The organism is Rhodococcus sp. HNM0563 (assembly GCF_012726195.1).
In the GTDB taxonomy this organism is placed as follows: domain Bacteria; phylum Actinomycetota; class Actinomycetes; order Mycobacteriales; family Mycobacteriaceae; genus Rhodococcus.
Genome location: NZ_JAASAF010000003.1, coordinates 273,717 through 291,166, shown reverse-complemented (window position 1 = coordinate 291,166; position 17,450 = coordinate 273,717). Strand labels below are relative to the sequence as shown.

Sequence of the window (17,450 nt, the reverse complement as noted above, 5' to 3'; positions counted from 1 at the left end):
GTGACGCCGGATTGCTCGGCAGCCGCAAGCAGAGCAGGAACATGCACGGCTGAGCCGTATGCATCGTCCAATTGTGCCCAATCGGTCATTCGTCAATGGAACCACGAACGGCAGTCTCGTTTCGGCATGAGGGCCCGGATCGTGCGAAAGACCTGATTCGAGAATAGGTTTGGACCGGAACACAGATTGGATCCGGCTGCCGTGGCAGTTCCGCTTCGACGTCAGCGTTGACGCGCCTCCCGTTGTGTATTGCGACGAGGGGGTGGTTGTGTGCGAGTCCGACGGGAATCTCGCACACAACCACCCCCTCGCGCGGATCAGTTGCGGTGCGCGTGTACTTTCTCCGCGCGCACGTCGTCGGTCTCCTGCCGACCGGCAGTCCACGCGGACCACAATCGGTGATAGATGCCGCCACGAGCGAGCAGCTGGTCATGGGTGCCCTGCTCCACAACCTGACCCGAGTCCATGACGAGGATGTTGTCGGCACGTGCGGCCTGGTCCAAGCGGTGCGCAACCACCAGTGCGGAACGACCACGGGTCACTTCGTCGGCAGCATCTTCCAACGCCCCCGCCCCGGCAGAGCCGGCCTCGGCGGTTGCCTCGTCCATGATGACGACGGCCGGGTCGAGAAGCAGGACGCGAGCCAGTGCGAGCTGTTGCGCGGCCACCGGATCGAGCTGGATTCCCCGCGCACCGACCACCGTGTCGAGACCTTCGGGTAGCCGGTCGAACCACGGGCGCGCATGAACCAGATCGAGTGCCGCAAGGAGTTCTGCGTCGGTGGCATCGGGCTTGGCGAGAGTCATGTCCTGGCGCAGGGTTCCGGAGAAGACATGCACTTCCTGGCTGACCATGGCGAGACGTGCGATGCGCTCACGGTCGGACAGCGAGGACACGGGGCGGTCGTCGACGAGCACCACACCGGCATCGGGTACTCGCAGTCCCGCCACAAGCGCTGCCACCGTGGTCTTTCCGGCTCCGGATGCACCGACAATGGCGACCGTCTCGCCCGGGCCGATGGTGACGTCGATATCGCGTACCGCCCAGGAATCGCCGTAACCGAAGCTGACGGCGCGCAGCTCGACGCGACCTTGCGGAGCATCGACGCCGCTGTCGGGTACCGGCACCGGTGGATCCGTCACCACTCCCACGACACGCGCCAGCGAGGCATACCCGGACTGTACGACGTCGAGCACGCGCATGAACGTGTTCAAGGGACCGCGCAGCCGGATGATCATGAGGACCGCGCCGGTTACGGCACCTACGGTAAGGGCGCCTGTGGACACCAGGTGATATCCCATCGACAGCGCGATCGTCAACATGAGGAACTCGGCGCCGAGCATCCAGGCGTTGAGGCCGAGCATGGTGGTGCGTGCCCTGATCCCTTTGCGGACCACGCTCCACGAGGCGTTCCCGATCTCGGTGTGCATGCGGCCTTCCATCGAGAACGCACGCACTGTCGCTCGACCCCGGATGGCCTCCAGAACGCGGCGGGCGCGCTCGGCCATTGCCGCGCGTTCGTCGGCGTAGCGTCTGGGCGCCTTGCTGAGGTAGAGACGCGCGGCAAGGTAGTACACCGGCGCGACGATGACCGGGATGATCAGGAACTGCCAATCCAGCGTGAACAGGGCGATGACGGTGGCAATGACCGTGAACAACGAGGTGGAGAGCGTCGGTACGGTCTCGGTGACGGCAGCCGACAGTTCGGCGACGTCATCGGTGGACCGGCTGACGAGGTCACCTGTGCCTGCATCCTCGACTCGGTGAGTGGGCAGCCCGAGGGCGGTGCCGACCATGTCCTGGCGGAGGTTCGCGATCACCCGCTCGGACAGCCGGGCCACCAGATAGAAACCGCAGGCGCTCATGACCGCGCCGGCGATCGCCGCCGACATCAGGCCTGCGCCGATCGGCCACAGTGATTGCTGGATATCGCCCATCACCACGTCTACGATCCGGCCCATCAGCTGCGGCACCAGCACTCCGGCGTAGGCGCCGAGGCCGAGCAGCACGAGTGCGAGCAGGAACAACGGCTTCGCGTGGCGGACCCGCCCCAACTGGTGCGCTACCTCGCGCCGCACCTGACTCAGGGTGGCCAGGGGAAATCGAAGGGTGGTGTCGGCCTTGACGGGTGGGGTCGGGCTCGTCGGCGAACTCATACGGTGGCCCCTGCCAGTAGCTCCTCGGTTGTGGCCTTCAGATCCTCCGCACTCAGGTGGTTGGCAGCGACAGCGTTCCATGCAGGGGCCTCGCTGAATATCAGCGTGATCTTGCCCGCCCGGTGGCGGGACACCTGTTCGGCGATGTTCTGTTCTGTCACCGAATCCACCGCGGTGGTCGGATCCTGTAGTACGAGGAGTTCGGGGTCGAAGGCGATTGCGCGCGCCAGGGCCACGCGCTGGCGCTGACCGCCGGACAGCATCCGCCCGTTCTCGCCGACGCGCTTGCCGGGACCTTCCGGGATGTCGTTGCAGCAGGCGACGCGGAGTGCTTCCTCGGCCGTGGCCCGGTCGGGGTGGACGTTGTCGGCGACACTGCCGTCGAACAGGTCGGCCGCGTGCGGGACGACGATCACCCTGGTCCGGGGCAGCGACTCGAGTCGGGCGACCAGCTCGTGATCGGTGCCGCGGACGACGGTGAGGCCGGTCGGTAGGGTCGCCATGAACCGGGTGGCCTCGGCCGCGTCGACCTCGCTGGTGCGCTCGAAGTCTGCTCCGAGAACCTCGCGGATGCGCCGCCCGGATGCCTCGGCGGAAGCCCAGCGCGAGGCGAGGTTCCTTCCGAACATCGTCATCGGAGTGATGAGGAACTGTGTCAGGCCCACGACCGTGATGAGTTCACCGATGGTGACCTTTCCATTGAGTGCGAGCGCGCCGGTGGCGATGCCGAGGGCGGAGACGAAGATCGCTCCGGCCGCCTCGGTGGCACCGTTGAGGCTCGCCTCAGCCCCGTTGGCGCGAACGGTCTTGCGATAGGCGATGTCCGAGACCTCGTCATAGCGATTCCGGACAGTGACGATTGCGCCCAGCCCCTTGAGGATGCGCAGCCCTTGGACCACATCTGTGGCGGTCGCCGCGGCCTGCGCGATTGCGTGTTGACGTGCCACCGAACGACTCTGCAGCGGCCGGGCCACCGCGAGCGCAACGACCACGAGGAGGGGCCCGCCGATGAGGGTTGCCAGGCTCAGCCAGGGATTGATGGTGAACATCATGATGGCGCCGTAGGTGATGGCTGCAGCCTCGGCCACCGGCATGACCGTCATCATGACGATGTCACCGACCCGGTTGGTGTCGGACGACGCGATCGACAGTAAGCCGCCGGCGGTGCGCTCGCGACCGGCGAACCCACGCGGATCCTGGATGCGGTCGGTCACCATGGTGCGCAGGTCATGACTAACCAGTTGCTGACTTCGGATCAGCATGAAACGCGCAATCCAGTTCACGCCGATGGCCACCACGAAGAGGCAGCCCAGCATCAGGATCCAGAAACCCAGCCGGTGGAGTGACGAGGTGGCGATGGCTTCGTCCACGGCCTTGCCCACCACCACGGGCGTCAGACCGTTACAGACGAACGAGGCTGCCATGCCTGCCGACGCAACGAAGCTCCACGGGCGCTGGGAGAGCGCCACCTTCAGCGTCCACGCCCGCGCATCGAGCGCGGGCATCTTGGATCTGCCTCCGCCCGGCCCGGGAAGCGCCGAATAGTCGATGGCACTCTCCTGTCCAGGAGAGTGGGGGATATCAGGCATAAGGGACGATATTACTTTGTAGGCAAAGTAAAGGCTCTGGTCGCGTGCCTCAGCCGGGCGAGGGCGGCGACCGCGACGGAGCGATTCCGTCCGACCGTGGTGGTTGCGCCGGACCCGTCGAGCGGCGCCGCCCTCGAATGTGCAGTGGTTTCCGGTGCACCGTTACCGGTGAGCCGGGGTTGCCGGTCGAACGCGCCTGAACGAAGGGAGTTCAGGGACGCTCACCCGATCAGGGGAGTGCCGCGAATGCCTTCTTGGTGTCGTTGTACCAGCCCATCGCCTTGATCGGGTGCTTCCACCGCTTCTTCATCTCCTCGTGTGCCGGAACGTGATCGGTGTCGCCACTGTGAACGGACTCCCGTAGGTGACGGTCCTGCGCCTTGATGATCTCGTCGGCTGTTTCGCCGTGGAGGTCTGTGTCGCAGGGCCCTCCGAGCTCTCGGCAGGTCATGGATTTCATCGGATCTCCTTCGAATGAGGTGGGGTGTGGGGGAGGTTCAGCTGACGGCACGTCGCACGAGTGTGATGATCTGCATCTCGACGTCGTCGGTCATCTCGGTGATGGCGTAGTTTGTAGGCCACATGGCGCCGTTGTCGAGTTGCGCTTCGTCGCTGAACCCGAGAGTTGCGTAGCGAGCCTTGAATTTCGCGGCGTTCTGGAAGAAGCAGACGATCTTCCCGTCGAGTGCGTAGGCAGGCATGCCGTACCAGGTTCTCGGTGCGAGCTGCGGTGCGCTCTTTGTGACGAGTGAGTGGATTTTCTCGGCGATCTCACGATCGCGCCCCTGCATCTCGTCGATCTTGGCGAGTACGGCCTGTTCGTCCTCTGCGGCCTTCCGGTCGGCGGAGACGTGTTTCGTCGACGCGCGTGCCTCGCGCGCACGCTCTTTCATGGCCGCTCGCTCTTCGGCGGTGAATGTCTGCTGTTCGTCGGTAGTCGTGTGTCTTGTGTCGGTGCTCATCGTCGTTCCTCCCGTGTTGTTCCGCTTCCGACTCGTAACGGCACGGTTCGTGCCGTTACGGATAAGTGTGCGCTCGAGGGTTGGGTGATGTCAACGGCACGATGCGTGCCGATATCATGAGGGTATGGATGATCGAGAGCACTCGTCGCCGGAAGCGAGGGCGCCGCGGCGCCGAGGGGAAGCGCTGACCCGTCAGTTGTTGGATGTCACGCTCGGGCTTGCGACCGAGGCGGGCTACCGCGGTCTGACAATCGAAGCGGTCGCGCAGCGCGCAGGAGTCGGGAAGCACACCATCTACCGCCGCTGGTCGTCGATGCCCGAGCTGCTCCTGGACGCACTGAACCACGTGTGGATCACCGAACTCGACTACCACACGACGCGCGGCATCCGCGCGGATCTACGCGAACAGTTCCGCCGGTCTGTTCACGCTCTCTCCACACCGCCGATCGGCCCCGTCTACCGAGCGGTCATCGCCGAGGCCCAGGCCGATCCGGAACTGCGGAAGACGTTGCACGAGCGGTTCCTTGCGACAGTCGAGCAGAGGACGCTCGATCGCATCCGGCTCGCACAGCAACATGGCGAGCTCGAGTCCGGCGTAGACCTGACGATCCCCGCCGAGGTGCTCGCCGGGGCGCTCTACTATCGGCTGCTCCTGACCCCGCGACCGGTCGACGAACAGGTCATCGACGGACTCATCGACATGTTCCTCGCCGCCTACAGCGTCACCGGACAATAGCTGCGAAGGTGCGGCAGCGTCTCAATGCTCCGGAAGCGGGATCTCGCTCAGCGTCAGCCCGGTGACGAATCGTCGGAGCTCTCCTGACAGCGGATCGGTGAATTCCAGTTCCCGCGCGAGTAATTGGAGCGGCAGGGAATGGTCGTCCGGAGACTCGGGAAGTAGATCGGGATACCAACGGTCGCCCAGGATTCCGATACCGAGCGCGGCCAGATGCACCCGCAGCTGGTGCATCCGGCCAGTGTGCGGACGCAGGATCGTGTGGAGTACAGCTCGTCCGGATGCGCTCACACCGGAACCGAACACCTCGACCACGGTTTGGGAGTTGGGTTCCCGGCCGTCGTCGACGACCACTCGCAGTTCGCCCTTGCGGGCCTCGATGTGGTTCCGGAAGGTGACGGGACACGCGTGTCCTGCGAGCGTCGGCGAGCCAGCGTCCCAGCCGGGCGGTAGTGCCGAAACCGCCTCGTAAACTTTCGTGACCTGCCGCTTCTCGAACAGTGATTGGTAGGCGCCGCGTGTTGCGGGACGGGTCGAGAACATCACCAGACCGGCCGTCGCGCGGTCCAGTCGATGAATCGGCGTCAGGTCGGGGTTGTCCAGGCGGATCCGCAAGCGGACGAGTGCCGACTCACGCAGGTAGCGCCCGCCCGGAGTGGTCGGGAGGAAGTGTGGTTTGTCTATCACGACGAGGTCGTCGTCGATATGAATGATCTCTTCGTGGAACGGCACCGGATCTTCCACGGGCAGTTCGCGGTAGTACCAGATGAATCTGTGTGTGCCCAATGCGGTGCCGCGATCGATCGGAGTACCGTCGGCTCCCACGATCTCGCCGGCATCGAACCGCTGATACAGGGTGTCCGCGTCCATGTGATCGAATCTCGCAACCACGTACTCGGCGATCGTCGACCACGGACCGGTCGTCGGCACACTCAGACGTGTCGGTCCGACTCCGTTCTTGACGGGCAGCGGTGAGGGCATCGGCACGGCGCCGATTCTCCCACCGCCGTCCACGCGGATGGCCGACGGGACCGATAGCGCCGGGATTACCAGGAAGTTACGAGTTTCGTCGACGTGGCGCGCGGAACACGCCGGTCGGTTACGGTTTCGGCAGCAGATCGATTCGAAAGGTCGATAGCCATGCCGCTGTACGACTTCCGGTGCGCCGAGTGCGGTCCGTTCGACGCATCGATCCCGATGAACGACGTCGGCCCGTCCACTGCATGCCCTTCGTGCGGGCAACACGCGCCCCGCGCGATCACGGCGCCGCGTCTCGGTCGCGGCTCTTCGACCGCGATGCGCCTGCACGATGCGACGGCGCGCACGGCGTCCGAACCCGGGGTCGTATCGGGTGAACTCCCCGGTGGCCCGCGGCGTGCGCCCCGTCCGGTCTCGACCGACCCGAGGCATCGGCTGCTTCCGCGCCCTTGAACGCGCTTTGACCGAGATCGACCGACCCAGGAGGTCCAGTGCCCGACGTCGTCTTTCCGCTCGATTCGACACACCGCTTCACCGACCAGGACAAGATCGGTCACAACCGCTGGCATCCCGACATCCCGTCGGTGGCCACGGTGAAGCCGGGGGAGTCGTTCCGGGTGCACTGCCGGGAATGGTTCGACGGGGAAATTCACAACGACGACTCCGCTGACGACATCCGCAACGCGCCGCTGCACACGGTGCACGCGTTGTCGGGGCCGTTCGCGATAGAGGGCGCGAAACCCGGTGATCTCCTGGTCGTCGACATTCTCGACCTCGGCCCGATCCCACAGGAGGACTCCGGTCCGCTCGCGGGACAGGGCTGGGGCTACACCGGCATCTTCGCCGAGCCCAACGGTGGCGGCTTCCTCACCGAGCAGTTCCCCGACGCCTACAAGGCGGTCTGGGATTTCTCGGGCCAGAAGACGACGAGCCGCCACATTCCGCACGTCTCGTTCACCGGCATCGTTCACCCAGGACTGATGGGAACGGCGCCGTCGCATGATCTGCTGTCCACCTGGAACACCCGTGAAGCCGCGCTGATCGCGACCGACCCCGAACGGGTGCCCCCTCTCGCGCTACCACCGGAACCGAACGGTGCGATCCTGGGCAGCCTCACCGGGGCGGACTTCGACCGTGTCGCGGGGGAAGGCGCACGCACGGCCCCTCCCCGCGAGAACGGCGGCAACCAGGACATCAAGAATCTGACCAAAGGCAGCCGGATCTTCTATCCGGTATTCGTCGATGGCGCGAACCTGTCGGTCGGCGACCTGCACTTCTCGCAGGGCGACGGCGAGATCACCTTCTGCGGTGCCATCGAGATGGGTGGCTTCATCGATCTGCGTGTCGATCTCATCCCGGGCGGAATGGATACCTACGGGGTGAGTGAGAATGCGATCTTCATGCCGGGGACCACCGACCCCCAGTTCTCCGAATGGCTCGCTTTCTCGGGTACCTCGGTGACGCTCGACGGTGAACAGCGTTATCTCGATTCGCAATTGGCGTACCAACGGGCGTGCCTGCACGCGATCGAGTACTTGACGAAGTTCGGGTACAGCCCGGAGCAGGCGTACCTTCTCCTCGGCGCCGCACCGATCGAGGGACGGCTGTCCGGAGTCGTGGACATCCCCAATTCCTGTGCCACCGTCTATCTCCCGACCGCGATCTTCGATTTCCCGTTGTCGCCCACGGTGGACGGCCCGGTGCGGATCGATCCGGGAATCGGGGCGCCGCGTTCTCCTGCGTGAGCCTCGCGATTCCGATCGCGGCAGGATCCGTAGACGTATGGAGCGGCACTTCCACGGGGAAGACGCCGACGCCATCCCCGCCGGCCGAGTTATGTTCGTCGTATGGGTGAAATGGTCGGGAGGTTTGAGAACACGCGGTCCGAGGAGCATTTTCTGAGTGCCTTCGACAAGGCGATGACGAAGTGGCCCGATCGTGAAGATCGTTCGGTGGAGACGAGTTTCGGGTCGACCATGGTCTCGACGGTGCGCAGCTCGGGGGCCGGGGACCCCCTCGTACTCCTGCAAGGTGGGGGCAGCACCGTCGCGGTCTGGGATCGGTTCGCCGAGGCGTGGCAGTTCGACCGGCCGATCATCGCGGTGGACACCGTCTGGGATGCCGGTCGCAGCGTGCAGCGCCGGCCCGTCGCCGATGGGAGGGACGTAGCAACTTGGTTGGGAGAGACACTCTCCGGCCTGGATATCGATCGCGCGCACCTCATGGGTTACTCGTACGGTGGGTGGGTCGCGCTCAACCACGCCGTCGAAGCGTCCGAACGTCTCCTCAGCGTCACGGCGATCGAGCCGCCCGGAGCGATCGTGAGAATGCCCGTGCGTGCGTGGTCGAAGATGCTGCGAATGCTGCTCGGCGATGATGAGCAGTATCGGGCATACCTCACATGGGTGCGTGGAGGACGGCTACCGGAATCCACGATGCTCGACCTACTGATGGCTGCTCGTACCGACTTCGTGCAGCGGGGGACGCCGCGCCCGACACGGCTGACGAAGGACCAGTGGAAAGGCATCCGAACGCCCTTGATGATCATGCTCGGGGGTCGGAGTCGGCTGGTTCCGTCGATACGTGCGTCGAAGGTGGTTCGCGACGTCTCACCCCAGGCCGAGCTGCACATACTCCCTGATGCAAGCCACGCGGTGCTGGTGGATGAGCCGCAGGCGGTCATCGACCGGGTTCGCGAATTCGTCGCTCGTCACGATCGGTAGGCCTATTGCAGACGAGGTCGAGATCTGGGTAGCTGAATGTCGTGCCATTCATCGACATCGCATCGACCGTCCGCCGGACCACCCGCCGGACCACCCGCAACAACAACTGTGCCGTCGGTGCGTAGACCGAGCGTGTGAGTGGAGCCCGCCGCGACCGTGACGATGCCGTGCCACTCGTGGACGTCGCACTGCCCGTGACTGTTGTCGCCGACGGCGCGAACCCTGCCGCTCGCGAGCACGCCGACGGTGTGATGACTCCCTGCGGCCACCGATGTCACTCCGGCCCATTCGTCTACGTCGCACGCACCCGACTTACGTTGCCCGGCAGCGAGAACGGTTCCGTCGGTTCTCAGACCGACGGTATGGAGGTATCCCGCGGTGATCGCGGTGAGGTTTCGCCAGTCGTCCATCTCGCACTGTCCGAATCGATTGTTGCCCGTGGCGACGGCAGTACCGTCGTTCCGGACGCCGACGGAATGCCAGTCACCGGCGGCGACGTCGACGACCTCGCGCCAGGAGTCGACATCGCACTGCAGTTCGTTGTTGCGGCCGGCGGCCACGACTGTGCCGTCTGCCCGCACTCCGAGCGTGCGGCGCCAGCCTGCAGCGACCGCGACGATTTCGTGCCATGTGCCCACGTTGCACTGTCCGTCGCCGTTCCACCCCGTCGCCATGACCGTCCCGTCGGACCGCAGGCCGATGGTGTGAGACCTTCCTGTGTTCCGGGCGGTGTGCACATTCCCGGCAGCCACTGCGACGATGTTCCGCCATCCGGGAACGTCGCACTCGCCGGCAGAGCCGTTTCCTACAGCGACGACGGTTCCATCGGTGTGGAGTCCAACGGAATGACGTCTCCCTGCGGCGATCGGTGAATGCAGGCCGGTGATCATGCCGTGACGCTATCCGGACGATGCGTGAACTGTCCGTTCAACGGCGCAGAACACCTCGATGATCCGAAATGGGGCAGGGTACGACACAATGGTCGCGAACCGATCGAAGAGGAGCGATTCATGTTGAGCACCATGCAAGACGCACCCTTGTCCATCGCGCAGATTCTGCGCCACGGCAGCTCCGTTCACAGCGAAGCGGAGGTGGTGACCTGGACCGATTCCGGTGCGCGCCGGCGTAGCTACGCCGAGGTCGGCGACCGTTGCGCGCAGCTTGCGCACGCTCTACGCGGGCTCGGCGTGAACGGGGACGAGCGTGTCGCGACGTTCATGTGGAACAATGCCGAGCACCTCGAGGCGTACCTCGCGATACCGGCGATGGGCGCGGTCCTGCACACTCTCAACATCCGCCTGTTCCCGGAACAGCTGATTCACGTCGCCAACCACGCCGAAGACCACGTGATCATCGTCGATCCGACTCTCGTGCCTCTGCTCGCGCCGCAGCTCCCGCAGCTGACGACCGTCAAACACGTGGTCGTCACCGGCGACTCGACCGCCGGTCTCGAGGTTCCCGACGGTGTGCAGCTGCATACCTACGAAGGGCTCATCGCCGACCAGCCGACCACCTTCGACTGGCCCGAAGTGGACGAACGGTCTGCGGCCGCGATGTGCTACACATCCGGGACCACCGGGGACCCGAAGGGTGTCGCATACTCGCACCGCTCGATCTACCTGCATTCGATGCAGGTGTGCACGACCGAGGGGCCTGCCCTTCGGCAGGGCGACCGGGCGCTGGCGGTGGTTCCGCAGTTCCACGCCATGTCGTGGGGTCTGCCGTATGCGGCGTTCATGATCGGTGCGTCGCTCATCATGCCGGATCGTTTCCTGCAGCCTGAGCCGCTCGCCGCGCTCATCGCCGCTGAGCGCCCGACCTTCGCTGCCGCTGTCCCGACGATCTGGCTCGGACTGCACCAGTATCTCGAGGAGCATCCGCAGGACATCTCCTTCATGAAGGAGGTGCTGATCGGTGGATCGGCGGTTCCGCCGTCGCTCATGCACGCGTTCGAGACGGACCACGACGTGCAGGTCCTGCACGCTTGGGGAATGACCGAGACGTCGCCGCTGGGTTCGGTGGCGCGACCGCCGGTGAGTGCCGAGGGCGACGAGCGGTGGCGCTACCGGTACACGCAGGGACGATTCCCGGCGTCGGTGCAGGCCCGTCTCGTCGGTGATGACGACGTGGTGGTTCCGAACGACGGCGTGAGCATCGGTGAACTCGAGGTTCGCGGGCCGTGGATCACAGCCTCCTATTACGGTGTCGAGGCACCCGACAAGTTCCACGACGGGTGGTTGCGCACGGGCGATGTCGGAACCATCACTCCGGACGGCTATCTCACGTTGACGGATCGCACGAAGGACATCATCAAGTCCGGAGGCGAGTGGATTTCCTCGGTCGATCTGGAGAACGCGGTCATGGGGCACCCGGATGTCCTCGAAGCAGCGGTGATCGGTGTGCCCGACGACAAGTGGGACGAACGTCCGTTGGTCGCGGTGGTGCTTCGTGCCGGGGCCACTGCCACAGTCGATTCGCTGCGCGAGTTCCTGTCGGACAAGGTCGCCAAGTGGCAGATTCCAGAGAACTGGACCGTCGTCAGCGAGGTTCCCAAAACCAGTGTCGGCAAGTTCGACAAGAAGCGCTTGCGGTCGCAGTACCACGACGGTGGGCTGGACATCACCCGGATCTGACGCGGACCCGCAGGGCCTGCCGCACCGTCAGCGGTGCGGCAGGCCCTGCGCCGTCAGTTCACGGACGAACCCGAGCGCCCCTTCCACCAGAACCACGCCGCAGTGACGATGACCGCGCCGGCGATGGAGCCGATGATGCCGCTGGGACGGAAATCGATGCCGTCCCCTGCGAGCAGACTGATGAGCAGACCGCCGACGAACGAACCGCCGACTCCTGCAGCAAACGCCAATGTCCAATCGATTCCCGACGCGGACTTGCCCAGAATGAGCTGTGCACCTGCGCCGACGAGAATTCCGAACAGGATGATCCCGATGATCAGCATTGCCGGAGTATATGCAGGGGATTCATTCCGACGTGGCGATTCTCGACGGGACCTCGACTACGGCACCTGGAATGTGGCGATGCCGGGGGTGGTCGGTCCGGCCACCGTCGAGGCCAGGAGGACGGCGACCTGCCCCGCGCCGGTGTCGATGGTGGCGAATGCCGGAATACCGTTCAACCCGTCCGACAGGCGGGCAGAGCCGGATTCTCCGGTCGACAGGTTCACCCATTGCACATCCGCGGAGAGGAGACAGCCCCAACCGTCCTCCTTCCCGCCGGTGATCGTCACGACGCCCGGCTCGTCGCCGACCACCGCGACGCAGCGGACCGACGGAGCATCGAAGCTTCCGTTCGGATTCCCGTAGGGCGCCGGATCGATCTGGAACGGAATGGTCGCGGAGGCCGAAGCCACCCCTGCCGTGAACAGTGCAGATGCAGCGATAGTGGTGGCGAAGACTCCGGCGGCGCGCATCAGGCGCATATGCGACCTCACTTGTCGGTTTTCCGGTTCACCATTTCGGTGATCCAGATGGGTGCGAACGGTGACGTACAACCCCGGGAAGTCGGATAGTCCTCGAGGACTTTCAAACGGTTGCCGATATCGAGGGCCCGGGCGCGATACTCGGGGTGCTCGATCCCGATCTGGGCCAGGCAGGTGTTCATGGCCCACTGCAAGCGTTCCGGGGCATCCTTCATCTGCGCTTCGATGGTGTCGAGCAGGCCGGCGAGATCGAGACTCTCGGGTTTCTTCACGACTCGTTCGGAGGTCAGGGCCCAACCCGCGCTTGCCACGACCGGATCCGGATCGTCGAACCACAGGACGCGCAACTCGTCGGCGTGCGGGCTCTTCTTCACGATGTAGTTGACCAGCCAATCCTGGACTTTGGGGAGGCGTGCTTCCCGCAACATTGTGTCCAGGGCGTCGCGCGTGAACGCTTTCGGCCGGCTGATGAGGATTGCGAGCAGTCTCGCAGCGCTGTCGCCTGTCTCCCAGAGTTGCTCGGCGAGGTCCTGCTGGACCTTCAGTCTCTTGGCGATCGCGCGCAGCTGTCCGAGGTTGACCCCGTGGTTGTCGCCGTGCTTGACGTTGACCTCACGGATCTTCGGGTCTTCGAGCTCTGCCAGTTCGGCCATCAGCTCCGTCACTGTCGGCGGTTTCACCGTGGTTCCGGCCACCGTTCGCTCCGTTCTTCCCTGGTTCGGAAATCACACTACGTGCGTTGATCACCCGTTGATCCCGTTACGCTGCCACCGGCCGCTCAGTGGTCTATGAGGCCCAGTGGTCTCTAGGGCCGAGTGTTCGCTGACGCACTGTTGCCGTGCAGATGCGCGCGCTCTCCGTTGTGATCGAGAATGGTGAGAATTTCGACGACACCATCATGGGCACTGATCGCGTGCGGCGTCATCGTCGAGAACTCCGCGGCATTGCCCTCCTGGATGAGGATGGTGCGCTCGCCGAGTTGGAGGCGAGCTGTGCCGCTGAGGACCGTGAACCATTCGTGCCCGGGGTGGACCGGCAACGTGTCGGTGGGGCGGGGGTCTTCGTTGGTGATGCGCATCTTCGCGATGGTCACTCCGTTCAGGGAACGTTCGCGGGAGAGCAGCCAGGTGGTGAAGCCGGGGGTGTCGTGCGGTTGCGGCCTGATCACCACATCCTGGTCGTCATCGGATTGGACCAGGTGATCGATCGTGGTGTCGAGTGCGCGCGCGATCGGGACGAGCTGATCCAATGCGATTCTGCGACGGCCGGTTTCGATGCGACTCAGGTTCGAAGGACTGATGTGGCAGCGGGCTGCCAGCGCATCGAGTGTCCATCCACGTGCGAGTCGCAGACTTCGGATGCGCTGCCGGACGACCTGGTCCAGATCGACGTCTTCTTGCTCCATGGGCAAAATGATATGCCGAATATGCATTGATCGCTATAGCGTGGAGGAATGCATCAGCACAGTCATCATCACGCGCACAGGCACAGCGACTCCCCGGCAGACCTGCTGGATCTCGATGCCGAGGTCCATCGCGAGTACCTGGAAGGCGTGGTCGACTGGATCGCCGATCGGGTCGATCCCCGCATCATCGTCGACGTGGGGGCCGGGACGGGGACAGGTACGCGCGTTCTCGCCGCACGATTCCCCGAAGCAGAGGTGATCGCCGTCGATCGGTCGCCGGACATGCTGGCCCGGGTCCGCGACACAGCCGGTCGGCACGGATTTCAGGACCGAGTGAAGACTGTCGAGGCAGATCTGGACGCCGGTTGGCCGGCAGTCGACTCGGCCGATCTCGTGTGGGCGGCATTGTCGCTGCACCACGTTCAGGAACCCGATGCTTTCCTGCAGCAACTCCACGACTCGCTGAATCCCGGAGCGCTCCTGGTGGTCCTCGAAATTGAATCTCAACCGCGATTCCTTCCCGACGAGATCGGGATCGGCACACCAGGGCTCGAGACGCGCGCTCACGCGCTCGCGGGTGAACGCGGGTGGAACAATTATCCGGACTGGAGCGAGGACCTCGAACGTGCGGGCTTCGAGCTCGAAGCTGTGCGCCGCACCGAGATCGACCTCGACGGTACCACGCCGACCGCACGAACCTACGCCCGCACGGTGTTGAGCAAGCTTCGAGTCGGACTCGAAAGCAGCCTGTCTGCAGACGATCTCGACACTCTGGCGGAGTTGACCGCAGAGCGCGGCCCCCACACGGTGCTGAGCAGAAACGACCTGAGAGTCCGCGGGTACCGAACCGTATGGGCAGCAAGAAAACTCGACCGAGGAGCAAACTGATGAGTTCGACCACCGGCCTGCCGGCCATTGCACACTACGACGTTGCGGTGATCGGGGGTGGCGCAGCAGGGTTGAGTGCTGCGACCGCGCTCGCCCGCTCGCGACGCTCGGTGCTCGTCGTCGACGCAGGAGAACCGCGCAACGGCCCGGCCGAAGGCGCGCACAATGTCCTCGGTCAGGACGGTGTTCCACCACTCGACCTGCTGGCGGCCGGCCGCAAGGAAGCGATCGGTTATGGCGCAGAGTTACGTGTCGACACCGCGATAGCGGCGCGACGCGAGGGTGATGCGTTCGAGGTGGACCTCGAGGGCAGCGGAACCGTCCGGGCGCGCCGGCTCGTCCTGGCATCGGGACTCGTCGACGAACTTCCCGACCTGCCCGGCGTGAAGGAGATGTGGGGCAAGAAGGTGCTTCACTGCCCTTACTGCCACGGATGGGAAGTGCGCGATCAGCGGATCGGCGTGATCGGGTCGAGCCCGATGAGTGTCCACCAGGCACTGCTGTTCCGGCAGCTCACCGCCGACGTCACTCTGTTCACCCACGCGATGCCGGAGCTCGACACCGACGCGACCGAACAGCTTGCGGCACGACAGATCCGCGTCGTCGCCACGCCCGTTTCGGGACTCCGGGACGAGGGCGATACCGGTGTCGCCGTCGTACTCGACGGCGCTCCGGAGGCCGAGCTCGACGCGGTGGTGGTTGCCCCACGATTCCACGCCCGGGCAGACCTGTACGAACAGCTCGGCGGAACCATGACCGAACACCCGCTCGGAGCATTCATCGATTCTGATCCGATGGGCAAGACCGAAGTCCCCGGAGTCTGGGCTGCAGGCAATGCGAGTGACCTGTCGGCGATGGTGATGGTGGCATCGGGAGCAGGTGTGATGGCCGGTGCCGCGGTGAATGCAGATCTCGTCATGGAAGATGTTGCTGCCGCGGTAGATGCGCGCGCCGGACGGTGACGAGCCGGCTCATGATTCGCTCGATGTCGTGGGGGAGGAGGGCGCCGTCGCTGAACGCGTCCAAGGGGACCGTCGAGATGAACGTGGTGGTGATGTCGCGGTCGTAGAGCACGTCGACGACGTTCGCGAAACGTTGGGACGGTTCCCGGCCTGCGCTACGTAGGTCGGGGATCTCGCTGATGACCCAATGCCCGAACCGCTCGGCCAGGGCGAGATAGTCCGCCGGCGCGGTGGTGTCGACACACAGGTCGGAGAAGTCGATCCAGAGTGCCGCGCCGGCACCACGCCGGAGACGGATGGGGTGGCCGGTCGGTGCAACTGTCACCGCTTCGTCCGGTTGGGGGCGCGGAGGTGCGGAGTCCGGCGCGATCCACGAGCCGGCAGCAAACCCGGTGCCGTGACTCGACACGGTGCGGTAGTCGACGGGACCGTCGACCGCCACGACGGTCAGATGCTGTTCGATCAACTCGATGGTCGGCACGAAGTCGTCATGGAACAACGGATTCGGCATGAGGGATCGCGGTGGATAGTTCGACGTCAGGACGACGGTGACGCCATGGCTCAGGAGTGCGGGCAGCAGACGTGAGAGAAACTTGCCGTCGGCAGGATCGTGGACGTGGAATTCGTCGAAGCACACCACATCCACTCCGTCGAGCAGTTCGTCCAGCGCGGCGGCGAGGTTGTTTCGGTGGCTCCGGATGGCGGAGTGCAGGTTCCGGAAGAACTCGTGGAAGTGGACCCGACGCTTGCGGTGGGTGGGCAGTGCATCGAAGTACATCGACACCAGTCGGCTCTTGCCGCGTCCGACCGGCCCCCACAGGTACACGCCGCCTTCGACGGACGAGAGTTCGCGTGCGGCCTGTCGCTGCGCTGCATCCAGGGTGATTCCGAGTTTCTGTGCGGCGGAATCGAATGCCTCAGGCCCTACCCGGTGAAGTCGGGCTGTTCGAGCTGTCCGGCGGAACCATCCCATGACCGATACTCTACTATCGTAGAGCCTGGGAGGATGGAGACATGCCTCACCGCTCTTCGCGCCGCGACCTCATCTGTGACGCTGCCCTGGATCTCGTCGCAGAGGGCGGAAATCACGCGCTCACACACCGGGGTGTCGACACCCGGCTCGAACTCGCGCCCGGGTCCACTTCGTACTACTACCGAACCCGCCAGTCCTTGGTCGCCGCCGCGATCGCCCACCTGGCACGGCGTTCGAGCGAATCCTTCCGTGCCGCGTTGCCCGAAGCGCCGCCCCGGTCGGTCGACGAGGCCAGTGCGCTGATCACCGACCAACTCGACACACTCATCGTGGACCGGCGCCGAGATGTTCTCGCCAGGTACTCGTTGGCGGTCGACGCATCCGGAAACGACGAATTGCGTGCAGCGCTGGCGGCGTGCCTCTTCTCACGTCCCGCCGCAACTGCTCTGATGGATTCACTGGGAGCCGGGGATCCGGACGGCGCGGCGCGTGACCTGATCACTCTGCTCGAAGGAATGGTATTCGATCTCACGTACGGGTCGCGGGCGCTTGCTGCCGACGCCCGGTTCGCCGAACATCGGAATTCGGTGCAGCGGGCCATCGCGCTCTGGATCGGAGCGCTCTGTCACCGATCGTCCTAGC

At 64.9% G+C, this 17,450-nt stretch carries 19 protein-coding genes; 8 read left to right on the top strand and 11 right to left on the bottom strand.

Annotation, left to right across the window (positions count from 1 at the left end; translation table 11 throughout):
* Nucleotides 1-317: 317 nt before the first annotated feature.
* The 4 genes from HCA61_RS08315 to HCA61_RS08300 all read right to left on the bottom strand — a co-directional run bounded on the left by HCA61_RS08315 (nucleotide 318) and on the right by HCA61_RS08300 (nucleotide 4,707).
* A complete protein-coding gene (locus HCA61_RS08315) occupies nucleotides 318-2,156 on the bottom strand; it encodes an ABC transporter ATP-binding protein (RefSeq protein WP_169687686.1) in 1,839 nt (612 codons plus the stop codon).
* Complete coding sequence (locus HCA61_RS08310; protein ID WP_206039789.1) at nucleotides 2,153-3,745, bottom strand: ABC transporter ATP-binding protein; 1,593 nt, start codon at nucleotides 3,743-3,745, stop codon at nucleotides 2,153-2,155. The genes HCA61_RS08315 and HCA61_RS08310 overlap by 4 nt, the downstream gene beginning before the upstream one ends.
* A gap of 229 nt (nucleotides 3,746-3,974) precedes the next feature.
* Nucleotides 3,975-4,205, bottom strand: coding sequence for a DUF1059 domain-containing protein (locus HCA61_RS08305; RefSeq protein ID WP_169687685.1), 231 nt, complete (start codon nucleotides 4,203-4,205; stop codon nucleotides 3,975-3,977).
* Nucleotides 4,206-4,242: 37 nt separating this feature from the next.
* Complete coding sequence (locus HCA61_RS08300; RefSeq protein ID WP_169687684.1) at nucleotides 4,243-4,707, bottom strand: DUF1801 domain-containing protein; 465 nt, start codon at nucleotides 4,705-4,707, stop codon at nucleotides 4,243-4,245.
* Between the two features lie 124 nt (nucleotides 4,708-4,831).
* On the opposite strand from HCA61_RS08300, the gene HCA61_RS08295 reads away from it, so the two are divergent.
* Nucleotides 4,832-5,443 (top strand): TetR/AcrR family transcriptional regulator, encoded by a 612-nt coding sequence (locus tag HCA61_RS08295; protein ID WP_169687683.1) that lies wholly within the window; start codon nucleotides 4,832-4,834, stop codon nucleotides 5,441-5,443.
* Between the two features lie 21 nt (nucleotides 5,444-5,464).
* Here the strand turns inward: HCA61_RS08295 and HCA61_RS08290 are convergent, their stop codons facing one another.
* A complete protein-coding gene (locus HCA61_RS08290) occupies nucleotides 5,465-6,424 on the bottom strand; it encodes a pseudouridine synthase (protein WP_169687979.1) in 960 nt (319 codons plus the stop codon).
* A 159-nt stretch (nucleotides 6,425-6,583) separates the two neighbouring features.
* On the opposite strand from HCA61_RS08290, the gene HCA61_RS08285 reads away from it, so the two are divergent.
* The 3 genes from HCA61_RS08285 (at nucleotide 6,584) to HCA61_RS08275 (ending at nucleotide 9,144) form a co-directional block, all read left to right on the top strand.
* The gene (locus tag HCA61_RS08285; protein WP_169687682.1) at nucleotides 6,584-6,874 is read left to right on the top strand and encodes a zinc ribbon domain-containing protein; all 291 of its coding nucleotides are present in this window, start codon (nucleotides 6,584-6,586) and stop codon (nucleotides 6,872-6,874) included.
* 38 nt (nucleotides 6,875-6,912) lie between these two features.
* The gene (gene fmdA, locus HCA61_RS08280) at nucleotides 6,913-8,166 is read left to right on the top strand and encodes a formamidase (RefSeq protein WP_169687681.1); all 1,254 of its coding nucleotides are present in this window, start codon (nucleotides 6,913-6,915) and stop codon (nucleotides 8,164-8,166) included.
* A 102-nt stretch (nucleotides 8,167-8,268) separates the two neighbouring features.
* The gene (locus HCA61_RS08275; RefSeq protein WP_169687680.1) at nucleotides 8,269-9,144 is read left to right on the top strand and encodes an alpha/beta hydrolase; all 876 of its coding nucleotides are present in this window, start codon (nucleotides 8,269-8,271) and stop codon (nucleotides 9,142-9,144) included.
* A gap of 2 nt (nucleotides 9,145-9,146) precedes the next feature.
* Here HCA61_RS08275 and HCA61_RS08270 read toward each other — a convergent pair whose 3' ends face one another.
* The gene (locus HCA61_RS08270; RefSeq protein ID WP_169687679.1) at nucleotides 9,147-10,034 is read right to left on the bottom strand and encodes a chromosome condensation regulator; all 888 of its coding nucleotides are present in this window, start codon (nucleotides 10,032-10,034) and stop codon (nucleotides 9,147-9,149) included.
* 120 nt (nucleotides 10,035-10,154) lie between these two features.
* Here HCA61_RS08270 and HCA61_RS08265 point away from each other — a divergent pair, with 120 nt between their 5' ends.
* A complete protein-coding gene (locus HCA61_RS08265; RefSeq protein WP_169687678.1) occupies nucleotides 10,155-11,777 on the top strand; it encodes a long-chain fatty acid--CoA ligase in 1,623 nt (540 codons plus the stop codon).
* A gap of 53 nt (nucleotides 11,778-11,830) precedes the next feature.
* On the opposite strand, the gene HCA61_RS08260 is transcribed toward HCA61_RS08265, so the two are convergent.
* From HCA61_RS08260 to HCA61_RS08245, 4 genes are all read right to left on the bottom strand, one after another.
* The gene (locus HCA61_RS08260) at nucleotides 11,831-12,100 is read right to left on the bottom strand and encodes a GlsB/YeaQ/YmgE family stress response membrane protein (protein WP_169687677.1); all 270 of its coding nucleotides are present in this window, start codon (nucleotides 12,098-12,100) and stop codon (nucleotides 11,831-11,833) included.
* Between the two features lie 57 nt (nucleotides 12,101-12,157).
* Nucleotides 12,158-12,571 carry a hypothetical protein gene (locus HCA61_RS08255; protein WP_169687978.1) on the bottom strand — a complete coding sequence of 138 codons (414 nt, stop codon included), beginning with the start codon at nucleotides 12,569-12,571 and terminating at the stop codon, nucleotides 12,158-12,160.
* A gap of 17 nt (nucleotides 12,572-12,588) precedes the next feature.
* Entirely contained in the window at nucleotides 12,589-13,233 is a 645-nt protein-coding gene (locus tag HCA61_RS08250; RefSeq protein ID WP_169687977.1) for a DNA alkylation repair protein, read from the bottom strand.
* Between the two features lie 152 nt (nucleotides 13,234-13,385).
* Complete coding sequence (locus HCA61_RS08245) at nucleotides 13,386-13,985, bottom strand: XRE family transcriptional regulator (protein WP_169687676.1); 600 nt, start codon at nucleotides 13,983-13,985, stop codon at nucleotides 13,386-13,388.
* Nucleotides 13,986-14,033: 48 nt separating this feature from the next.
* Between HCA61_RS08245 and HCA61_RS08240 the strand changes: the two genes are divergently transcribed.
* The gene (locus HCA61_RS08240) at nucleotides 14,034-14,873 is read left to right on the top strand and encodes a class I SAM-dependent methyltransferase (RefSeq protein WP_169687675.1); all 840 of its coding nucleotides are present in this window, start codon (nucleotides 14,034-14,036) and stop codon (nucleotides 14,871-14,873) included.
* Complete coding sequence (locus HCA61_RS08235) at nucleotides 14,873-15,835, top strand: NAD(P)/FAD-dependent oxidoreductase (protein WP_169687674.1); 963 nt, start codon at nucleotides 14,873-14,875, stop codon at nucleotides 15,833-15,835. The genes HCA61_RS08240 and HCA61_RS08235 overlap by 1 nt, the downstream gene beginning before the upstream one ends.
* On the opposite strand, the gene zapE is transcribed toward HCA61_RS08235, so the two are convergent.
* Complete coding sequence (zapE, locus tag HCA61_RS08230) at nucleotides 15,789-16,808, bottom strand: cell division protein ZapE (protein ID WP_169687673.1); 1,020 nt, start codon at nucleotides 16,806-16,808, stop codon at nucleotides 15,789-15,791. The genes HCA61_RS08235 and zapE overlap by 47 nt on opposite strands.
* A gap of 41 nt (nucleotides 16,809-16,849) precedes the next feature.
* Here zapE and HCA61_RS08225 point away from each other — a divergent pair, with 41 nt between their 5' ends.
* Entirely contained in the window at nucleotides 16,850-17,449 is a 600-nt protein-coding gene (locus tag HCA61_RS08225) for a TetR/AcrR family transcriptional regulator (RefSeq protein ID WP_169687672.1), read from the top strand.
* Nucleotide 17,450: the final 1 nt, after the last annotated feature.

Excerpts from the sequence above, each read along its gene's own strand:
- HCA61_RS08255 (WP_169687978.1), bottom strand. The coding sequence starts at position 12,571 with ATGCGCGCCGCCGGAGTCTTCGCCACCACTATCGCTGCATCTGCACTG.
- HCA61_RS08300 (WP_169687684.1), bottom strand. The coding sequence starts at position 4,707 with ATGAGCACCGACACAAGACACACGACTACCGACGAACAGCAGACATTC.
- HCA61_RS08240 (WP_169687675.1), top strand. The coding sequence starts at position 14,034 with ATGCATCAGCACAGTCATCATCACGCGCACAGGCACAGCGACTCCCCG.
- HCA61_RS08295 (WP_169687683.1), top strand. The coding sequence starts at position 4,832 with ATGGATGATCGAGAGCACTCGTCGCCGGAAGCGAGGGCGCCGCGGCGC.
- HCA61_RS08265 (WP_169687678.1), top strand. The coding sequence starts at position 10,155 with ATGTTGAGCACCATGCAAGACGCACCCTTGTCCATCGCGCAGATTCTG.
- HCA61_RS08305 (WP_169687685.1), bottom strand. The coding sequence starts at position 4,205 with ATGAAATCCATGACCTGCCGAGAGCTCGGAGGGCCCTGCGACACAGAC.
- HCA61_RS08315 (WP_169687686.1), bottom strand. The coding sequence starts at position 2,156 with ATGAGTTCGCCGACGAGCCCGACCCCACCCGTCAAGGCCGACACCACC.
- HCA61_RS08250 (WP_169687977.1), bottom strand. The coding sequence starts at position 13,233 with ATGGCCGAACTGGCAGAGCTCGAAGACCCGAAGATCCGTGAGGTCAAC.
- HCA61_RS08270 (WP_169687679.1), bottom strand. The coding sequence starts at position 10,034 with ATGATCACCGGCCTGCATTCACCGATCGCCGCAGGGAGACGTCATTCC.
- HCA61_RS08285 (WP_169687682.1), top strand. The coding sequence starts at position 6,584 with ATGCCGCTGTACGACTTCCGGTGCGCCGAGTGCGGTCCGTTCGACGCA.
- HCA61_RS08290 (WP_169687979.1), bottom strand. The coding sequence starts at position 6,424 with ATGCCCTCACCGCTGCCCGTCAAGAACGGAGTCGGACCGACACGTCTG.
- HCA61_RS08260 (WP_169687677.1), bottom strand. The coding sequence starts at position 12,100 with ATGCTGATCATCGGGATCATCCTGTTCGGAATTCTCGTCGGCGCAGGT.
- zapE (WP_169687673.1), bottom strand. The coding sequence starts at position 16,808 with ATGGGATGGTTCCGCCGGACAGCTCGAACAGCCCGACTTCACCGGGTA.
- HCA61_RS08275 (WP_169687680.1), top strand. The coding sequence starts at position 8,269 with ATGGGTGAAATGGTCGGGAGGTTTGAGAACACGCGGTCCGAGGAGCAT.
- HCA61_RS08245 (WP_169687676.1), bottom strand. The coding sequence starts at position 13,985 with ATGGAGCAAGAAGACGTCGATCTGGACCAGGTCGTCCGGCAGCGCATC.
- HCA61_RS08310 (WP_206039789.1), bottom strand. The coding sequence starts at position 3,745 with ATGCCTGATATCCCCCACTCTCCTGGACAGGAGAGTGCCATCGACTAT.
- HCA61_RS08235 (WP_169687674.1), top strand. The coding sequence starts at position 14,873 with ATGAGTTCGACCACCGGCCTGCCGGCCATTGCACACTACGACGTTGCG.
- HCA61_RS08225 (WP_169687672.1), top strand. The coding sequence starts at position 16,850 with ATGCCTCACCGCTCTTCGCGCCGCGACCTCATCTGTGACGCTGCCCTG.